The organism is Pelomonas sp. Root1237, from assembly GCF_001425055.1.
Taxonomy (GTDB): domain Bacteria; phylum Pseudomonadota; class Gammaproteobacteria; order Burkholderiales; family Burkholderiaceae_C; genus Pelomonas.
The window spans coordinates 141,653-149,737 of sequence record NZ_LMDK01000003.1 but is presented as its reverse complement, the minus strand read 5'-3'; the positions used below and the strand labels follow the sequence as shown (position 1 = coordinate 149,737).

Below are 8,085 nucleotides of genomic sequence, written 5' to 3'. Positions count from 1 at the left end.
CCGGCGCCACGTTCCACCGTGCCACGATGCAGCGCACTGCGCCAGGTGTTTCTTCCGGACGATTTGCGGGCGAGGCGGGCCGATTACTCCGCTAACCCAGGTGCATCTGACCGGCGCCCACTAAGCCGATCAGCCCGATCACGATCAAGTAGATTGCGACGATGTAGTTGAGCAACCTGGGAACCACGAGGATCAGGATGCCGGCGAGCAGGGAGATGATCGGGGCAAGGCCGAGATGGAGATTCATAGAAATTTCCTTGGTTATCGCACGGCCTCGACGACAAGAGCATCGCCAAGCATGCACTTCAGCCTACCCGAAAGCTGCCGATCGTCAGCGGCGTCTCCTGGCCGATGCCGAGCATCCGCTCAGATCCCTGCAAGCTGAAACCGCCGTTGGACTGCTCATAGCTGCTCGATGGCGACCTTGACCAGTTCGGCGACACGCTCTGCCTCAGCATCGGTATGGAAGCGCACCTCGATCCAAGGCGAGGACGAAGAACGGGTCGGATGGTGAACGGAGCCGGCTGGATGGGAGAGACCCAACGCGCGGATGACCTTCTTTGTGAGTCTCAGGTCGAGTTCATGGTCGTCGTGGAAGTGCGCAAACTCCCTTCCCCTAAAGAATAGAGCTGTACCACCCGAGACAGGAGACGGTTCGGCAGCTAGTCCTTCGATAGAGACAAGCGACTGAAGCAGTTTCAGCTTGAGCATGTTCACGTGGTGCCGACATCGAAGTTGCGTGGAGAGCCTACCTGAAAGCCGTCGTTCGCAACTGACTGCTCATGGCCGGGAGCGGGTCACCGACCCGGCATTCCCGGATGACAGCTACCGCGCTGCCCAACCACTTGCCGCACCCGAATCCGGCCTGCGCATGCCCATGCGACCGAAGTGCGCGTGACTGCTTCACATTGCATGACGGCCATACCAAGTTGTTTGCCCGAGGCCCGCGCGCTGGTTGGCTATCCGGTGACCGCTTGCCAGCCGACCTCTCTGGCGCCAGGTCAGGCCACCTGGCTCCACACCACCGCGTGCGGCTTCACCGAAGCGCAGATGGGGCCGCCATCGGCCATGGTGCCAAGGACACGGGCCTCGATGGCGCCCGCACTGGAAGCCAACACGGCCTCCACGACCTCGCGGGGAATGGAAGCCAGCTTCAACTTGGCGCGGCGCGTCCAGTTGGAGCCCGGCTGTCCCGCGAGAGCGCCCGAGTTGAGGTAGACGAAACGATCCGCGGGCGTGCCCTGAGCGAACTCGCCCAGGAAGTTGACTGACCCATCCGGCAAGGGCAACCCCAGGCGAAGCGACAACTCGAACTGGATCGTCTCGCCCCGCTCAGCCAACGGCGCCAGCAGTTCGGACTTGCCGCGCTGCACGGCGAAGCTGACGCCAGGCGGCGGATCGACGACGACGATCCGCATGCGAAGGCTGGGTGCAGCCAAGCGTTCGCTCACGAGCAATCCCACCCCAGCCGCACCACGCCGCAGTGCCGGCACATGAACTTGTAGAACGCGTTGTCGCCCGCGGGCTCGTAGTCCTCGGTCGCGCGGGCCCAGTCCTTTTCGGTCAGCCCGTAGTGCTGCCGCCAGTCCGCCTTGGTGGCCTCGCTCGCACGCTCCACGTCCTGCACCGACGCATCACCGCGGAACTCGCAGGCGTCGTTGCAATGAGCCAGCCACTCTTCCTGCTGCCAGGACGAGAAGCCCGGTGTCCTCAGGCTCACCTCGTCGACGATCTCCTGCGCCAGCCCCGCCTGCTGGAGCGGATGCGCGTCCGAAAAGCTCGCGCCCAGCTTGCTCGCCGCCGAGCCATCCGCAATGCACCAGGGGCACAGCTTCTCGTCCAGCTCGCTGGTCGCATAGACCGGCTGCACGTAGACGAAGCCGCGCGCCTGGCCGCAGCAGGCGCACTGGACCCGTCGCGGCTCGATGGCCCCGGTAGCCATCGGGTCGGGGTGGTAGCGGAAATGGGGAAGGTCGCTGTCCATCGGTACTCCGTGTGAGACTGGATTCTGGCTCGCCGCCCAGGCCCATGCTGAGGCTCTCTAGAATCCGCACCCTTTTGCCAGCTCCCTGCACCCGGCTCCATGGACATCGTCGTCAACGAAGAACTCAAGGCTTACATCGACCCATTGACGGCGGAGGAACACGAGGCCCTGGAGCGCAGCATCCTGGCCGAGGGCTGCCGCGATGCGCTGGTGCTGTGGGGCGACGTGCTGGTGGACGGGCACAACCGCTACGGCATCTGCAGCAAGCACGGGCTGCCCTTCCAGACGGTGCAGAACCCTCGCTTCAAGTCCATGGAGGACGTGCATCTGTGGATGATCGACCAGCACCTGGGCCGGCGCAGCATCTCGGACTTCCAGCGCGGCGTGCTGGCGCTGCGCAAGCGCGAGATCGTGGCCGAGCGGCGTGCGCGCAGCGCCGCTGTGGAAGCGGCTGAGCCTGTCGCCCAGGCAGCGGCACCGGCACCCGCCCAGGACGCCCTGCAAACGCGCGAAGCCCTGGCCAAGGCCGCGCGCCTGAGCAGCAACCAGGTGGTGATGATCGAGAAGATCCAGAAGCAGGCCACGCCCGAGGTGGTTGCCGCGGTGAAGGCCGGCGCGATCTCGATCAACGCGGCCGCGGCCGTCGCCACCTTGCCGGCCGAGGAGCAGGCAGCCGCTGCGGCGGCCGGTGCGCAAGAGCTCAAGCAGGCAGCCAAGCGCGTGCGCGAGACCAAGCGCAAGCCGCCCGCGGCCGACCCGATGCTGGATACGGCAGAAGCCTCCGCGCCGGAACCCACGATGGAAGCGCTGCGCCAGCGGGTCTCGGCGCTTGAAGCCGAGAACGCGGCGTTGCGGCAGGAACTGGCAGCGCTTCGCCCACAGCCGTCCTCGCCCCACCCTGTCGAGGAAGCGCAAGCACCTTTCTGAACACCCCCAGGTCACGCTGAGGCTTGCGAACCCCACGTATCCTCTGACCCATGGCTCCCGTCCAAGCCCTGCGCCAACGCTGGCAAGCCTGGTGGCAGGCCCGCCAGTCGCCGGCCGACACCCACCAGACGACGCAGCGCAACGTCTACATCGTGCCGACCTGGGCCGGCGTGGCCTTCTGCGGCACGCTGGGCGTGCTGCTGCTGGCCAGCATCAACGAGCAGCTGAGTCTGGGTTACGCGCTGACCTTTGCGCTGACCGGCGCGGGCCTGGCGTCCATGCACACCACCCACGCCAACCTGCGCGGCCTGCAGATGGATCTGAAGGCGCCTGAGGGCGTGCACGCCGGTGACGAGTACGCGCTGGAGCTGCGCCTGCACAACCCGGGCAGCGCGCGCTTCGGCATCGCCGTCAGCGCGCAGCTCGACAGCGGCGCCACCGAGCCGGCCTGGATCGACGTGCCGGCCCTGGGCCATGCAGTGCTGAAACTGCGCCTGCCGGCTGACAAGCGTGGCCTGCGCGAGCTGCCCCGCCTCATCGTCACGACACGCTTTCCGCTCGGCTTCTTCCGCGCCTGGAGCTATTGGCGGCCTGCAGCCAAGGTCTGGGTCTACCCGCGGGCCGAGGAGGTGCTGGCGCCCTTCCCCACCCAGGCCGAGGCAGGCGCTGGCGAAGCCGCGTCGACACGCCAGTCCTCCAGCGGCACCGATTTCTCCGGCGTGCGCAGCTACCGCCGCGGCGACTCGATGAAGCAGATCCTGTGGCGCAAGTCCGCGCTGGCGCTGGACCAGGGCCTGCCGCTGTGGGTGCGCGAGACCGAGGCGCCGCTGGCCCAGGACCTGTGGCTGGACTGGCGCGACACCCAGGGTCGCGATGTCGAGGCACGCCTGTCGCGCCTGGCCGCTTGGGTTCTGGCGGCTGAACGCCTGGGCCAGCCCTATGGCTTGCGCATGGCGGGGCGTGACCTCACGCCTTCCCTCGGGGCGGCCCACCGCCAAGCTTGCCTCGAAGCCCTCGCGGGGTTTGACGCATGAATGGTTTAGCTGCCTGGTGGGCCCGCCTGCCGCGTGACGCGCGCGACAGCTTCTTCCTGCTCGGCGTCATCACGGCCGTCATCGCGCCGCATGCCGACCACCTGCCCTGGTGGAGCAGCGCATTGACCACCGTCGTGCTGGCCTGGCGCGCCTCGCTGGCCTGGCGCCAGCGGCCGCTGCCTGGGCGCTGGTGGCTGGCCGCCGTCATCGCGGTCTACACGGGCCTGACCTGGCTGACCTTTCGCACGCTGATCGGCCGCGAGGCCGGCATCACGCTGCTGGTCATGCTGATGGCGCTCAAGACCATGGAGCTGCGCGCGCGCCGCGATGCCTTCGTCGTCTTCTTCCTCGGCTTCTTCCTGGTGCTGACGCAGTTCCTGTACTCGCAGTCGCTGCTGATGGCGGTCTGGTCACTGGCGTCGCTGTGGGGGCTGCTGGCCGCCGTCGTGCTGGCGCAGATGCCCACGGGCATCCCCAGCATCGGCATCGCGGCAAGGCACGCTGCCGGCACCACGGCGCTGGGCCTGCCCGTCATGGTGCTGCTCTTCGTGCTGTTCCCGCGCATCGCGCCGCTGTGGGGCGTGCCGACCGAGGCCATCGGCCGCACGGGCCTGTCCAACCAGCTCGAGTTCGGCGCGATGAACGAGATCGCCAACGACGAGAGCATCGCGATGCGGCTGAAGTTCGAGGGGGCCTTGCCGCCGCCCGACCAGCGCTATTTCCGCGGCCCGGTGCTGACCCGCTTCGACGGCAAGACCTGGCGCGCCTATGACTCCCGCTCCAGCCAGAGCTGGCTGCGCGGCCGCGACGACCTGGCCACGGCCGGCCCGGCGCTGCGCTATGAAATGACGCTGGAGCCGCTGCGCATCTCGGTGCTGCCCCTGCTGGAGATGAGCCCAGGCGGCGTCGGCAGCGAGTTGAACCTGACCGACCTGACCGTCGTGCGCGGGCCCGAGCTGCAATGGCTGTCGCCACGCCCCATCACCGAGAGGCTGAGGGTGGCAACCAGCGCCCACACGGCCTGGCGGGCCGGCGAGCGCCGCAACCGCCTGCAACTGACCACCGACCTCGACCTGCCCGCCGGTCTCAATCCGCGCACCCGTGCCTGGGCCGAGCTGCTGGCCGGCGAGGCGCGCTTTGCCACGCTGGGGCCAGGCCCGCGTGCCGAAGCTCTGGCCGCAGCCCTTCTTGAGCACATACGCAGCCAGGATTTCACCTACACGCTGACCCCCGGCCGCTATGGCGAGACCTCGCCCGACGTCATCGACGAGTTCTGGCTGGACCGGCGACTGGGCTTCTGCGAGCACTTCGCCTCCGCCTTCGTCGTCGTCATGCGCGCCATGGGCGTGCCGGCGCGCATCGTCACCGGCTTCCAGGGTTGGGACGCCGAACCCCAGGACGGCTATCAGGTCGTGCGCAACGCCAATGCCCATGCGTGGGCCGAGTTCTGGGTCGAAGGCCGCGGCTGGGTGCGCAGCGACCCGACCGCCGCCGTGGCGCCCAACCGCGTCACCCAGGGCCTGGCGCTGCGGCCGCAGCCCGGCGTGCTGGGCCAGTTCAACCCGACGCTGTGGCGGGCCATGCGCAATGGCTGGGAGACCGTCAACAACCGCTGGCAGCAACTGGTGCTGAATTATTCGCGCGACAACCAGTTCGACCTGCTCAAGCGCCTGGGCTTCAGCCAACCCGACTGGACGGCGCTGGGCCAGGCCCTGGCCGGCGTCATCCTCGTGCTGGCCGTGGCAGGCGCCGCCTGGATACGCTGGAGCAGCCGGCCGCACGACGCCTGGAGCCGCCAGCGGGCGCGCATAGCCGCCCTGCTGACCCGTGCGGGCGTGAGCATCCCCGCCCACGAGAGTCCGGCCGCCTGGGCGCGCGCGCTGCGCCGCCAGCATGGCCAGAAGGCCGAGCCGGCCGCGCAGTGGCTGGAGAAGCTGGAGCGCTCGCGCTACGCCCCTGACGCATCGGCGCCCGCCTGGGGCGAGTTCCGCGCCGCGGCCCGTATGCTGCAGCCGTGAATTTCCGATACCTCCCCCTGCTGGCCGGCCTGCTGCTGGCTTGTGCCGTCCACGCCAAACCCCGCCACGCCAAGCCGGCGCCGCCTCCTGAACCGCTGGGCAACCGCCCCGCCCTCGTCGCCTTTGCCGACGAGCTTGCGGCATCGCAAAGCTGGGACGCCACCGCGCTGCGCGAGCAGCTCAGCCAGGCGCTGGACCTGCCGCGCGTGCGGCAGCTCATCCTGCCGGCGGCCGTCGGCACAGCCAAGAACTGGACGGCCTACCGCGACCGCTTCATCGAGCCCAGGCGCCTGGACGCCGGCGTGGCTTTCTGGGCCGAGCACGAGGCCGCGCTGGCGCGAGCGGAGAGCACCTATGGCGTGCCGGCCGAGGTCGTCGTCGGCATCATTGGCGTCGAGACCTTCTATGGCCGCATCACCGGGGGCTTCAAGGTGCTGGACGCGCTGGCGACGCTGGCCTTCGACTTTCCCACCGAGCACCCGCGCGCCGCCGAACGCCAGGCCTTCTTCCGCAGTGAACTGGCCGAGTTCCTCAAGCTCTGTCGCGAGAACGGCCTGGACGCCGGCGAGGTGCGCGGCAGCTATGCCGGGGCCCTGGGCTGGCCGCAATTCATGCCCGGCAGCTGGCGCCAGCATGCGGTGGATTTCGACGGCGATGGCCGCATCGACCTGATCGCCAGCCCGGTGGACGCCATCGGCAGCGTGGCCCACTACCTGTCCGAGTACGGCTGGAAGCCCGGCGAGGCGACGCACTACAGCGTCAAACTGCCCGCTGACCGCCGCGAGCGGGCGCGCCTGCTGGCGCCGGACATCAAGCCCAGCTTCACCGCCACCGACCTCAGCGCCGCCGGCGCCTTGCCCTCCAAGGCCGCACTCGACCACGATGGCCCCATGGCCGTCATCGAGCTGCAGAACGGGCCGAAGAAGCCGACCACCGTGCTGCTGGGCACGCAGAATTTCTGGACGGTCACGCGCTACAACTGGTCGGCCTATTACGCGCTGGCCGTCATCGAGCTCGGCCAGGCCGTGGCCCGGGCGCGCCAAGCCTCCAAAGCTCAGTAGGGGTTGGGCATCAACACGCCCGTCTCCACCGAGATGAAATACGGCGACACGGTCGGCCAAGTGGCCAGGTTGTATTGCCCGCCGGCCGTGCGTTTCTCGACCTGCAGGCTGCGGAAGGTCAGCGGCTTCCTGGCCTGCACCGTCGTCGGCGCCAGCGTCGGCTTGAGAAAGTAGGCGCGACCGGTGCGGCCGCCCAGGCCGTCGTCATTGCCCATGACGGTGGCGATATCGCCGTCGACAACGACGGCCGTCTGCTCATCCACGCCGATGCCGCGCAGCGTCTGCCAGCCGGCCCAGCCGTCAGCCGACAGGCGAGCCAGGAAGGTGACAAGGCGGCCCATGCGGTCGCGAGCGACGAGGTGGGCGTCGGTGATGACGTTCGCCATCAGCGGCAGCGCATTCAGGAAGCTGCGGTCCAGCGTGACGCCGCGGTCATAGGGGTTGGCCATGGCGGTGGCCGACGACACCGACTGGTTGGCGCCCGAGTAGTCGAACTGCCCGAGCACGGCCAAGCCGGCGCTGGTGCCGCCAAAGGGCACCTTGCGCGCCACCGCTGCCTTCATCGCGGCCTCCAGCGGTGTGCCAGCCCACTGGGCGATATAGGTGGACTGGTCGCCACCGGCGATGAACAGCACGTCGGCGCGAGCGACCAGGTCCAGCACCTCGGGCGCGCTGGCGCCGGCCCGTGTCTTGAGCACAATGGACTCGACCGAGTCGACGCCGTCCATGGCCATCAGATAGGCGTTGTAGCCGTCGGCGCCCGAGGTGCGCAGAATGACAACGTCGACCTTGGCCGCCGTACCGCCACGCGCCTTGGCGATCATGGCGCGGAAGGCGTCGTCGACGTCGAGGCCACCGCCCATCAGCACGAGCTGGTTGCTCGCTGGCTGGGGAGGCAGCGCATCGGCGGCGCTGCCGCTGCGGTAGAGGTCGTAGTCCTTGTTGCCGGCCGTGGCCTTGGCGCCGCTGCCGGCACTGCCACCGCCCGCTGCGGCGGCCAGGCTCACGCAGAGCAGGCCCAACGAGACGATGCGACGGGCCCAGATATCCAAGCGCTTCAT

The 8,085-nt window shown here is 68.8% G+C and carries 9 protein-coding genes; 4 read left to right on the top strand and 5 right to left on the bottom strand.

Features of this window, described 5'->3' with window-relative positions; genetic code table 11:
- Nucleotides 1-91: 91 nt before the first annotated feature.
- From ASC91_RS28735 to ASC91_RS05495, 4 genes are all read right to left on the bottom strand, one after another.
- Nucleotides 92-247, bottom strand: a complete 156-nt coding sequence (locus ASC91_RS28735) for a DUF3096 domain-containing protein (protein ID WP_082532451.1) — start codon at nt 245-247, stop codon at nt 92-94.
- Between the two features lie 155 nt (nt 248-402).
- Nucleotides 403-711, bottom strand: coding sequence for a luciferase family protein (locus ASC91_RS29255; protein WP_235531859.1), 309 nt, complete (start codon nt 709-711; stop codon nt 403-405).
- Nucleotides 712-1,001: 290 nt separating this feature from the next.
- Nucleotides 1,002-1,451 carry a DUF5990 family protein gene (locus tag ASC91_RS05500; protein WP_235531855.1) on the bottom strand — a complete coding sequence of 150 codons (450 nt, stop codon included), beginning with the start codon at nt 1,449-1,451 and terminating at the stop codon, nt 1,002-1,004.
- Entirely contained in the window at nt 1,448-1,984 is a 537-nt protein-coding gene (locus ASC91_RS05495) for a CbrC family protein (protein ID WP_056193460.1), read from the bottom strand. Before ASC91_RS05495 ends, ASC91_RS05500 begins: the two co-directional genes overlap by 4 nt.
- A gap of 99 nt (nt 1,985-2,083) precedes the next feature.
- On the opposite strand from ASC91_RS05495, the gene ASC91_RS05490 reads away from it, so the two are divergent.
- From ASC91_RS05490 to mltB, 4 genes are read left to right on the top strand one after another with little or no spacing between them, the layout of a single operon-like run.
- A complete protein-coding gene (locus tag ASC91_RS05490) occupies nt 2,084-2,911 on the top strand; it encodes a hypothetical protein (RefSeq protein ID WP_056193458.1) in 828 nt (275 codons plus the stop codon).
- 50 nt (nt 2,912-2,961) lie between these two features.
- Complete coding sequence (locus tag ASC91_RS05485; RefSeq protein WP_056193455.1) at nt 2,962-3,945, top strand: DUF58 domain-containing protein; 984 nt, start codon at nt 2,962-2,964, stop codon at nt 3,943-3,945.
- A complete protein-coding gene (locus ASC91_RS05480; RefSeq protein WP_056193452.1) occupies nt 3,942-5,963 on the top strand; it encodes a DUF3488 and transglutaminase-like domain-containing protein in 2,022 nt (673 codons plus the stop codon). The genes ASC91_RS05485 and ASC91_RS05480 overlap by 4 nt, the downstream gene beginning before the upstream one ends.
- Entirely contained in the window at nt 5,960-7,024 is a 1,065-nt protein-coding gene (gene mltB / locus ASC91_RS05475; RefSeq protein WP_235531851.1) for a lytic murein transglycosylase B, read from the top strand. Before ASC91_RS05480 ends, mltB begins: the two co-directional genes overlap by 4 nt.
- Here the strand turns inward: mltB and ASC91_RS05470 are convergent.
- The gene (locus ASC91_RS05470; protein ID WP_056193449.1) at nt 7,018-8,085 is read right to left on the bottom strand and encodes a cyanophycinase; all 1,068 of its coding nucleotides are present in this window, start codon (nt 8,083-8,085) and stop codon (nt 7,018-7,020) included. The two genes, mltB and ASC91_RS05470, sit on opposite strands and share 7 nt — an antisense overlap.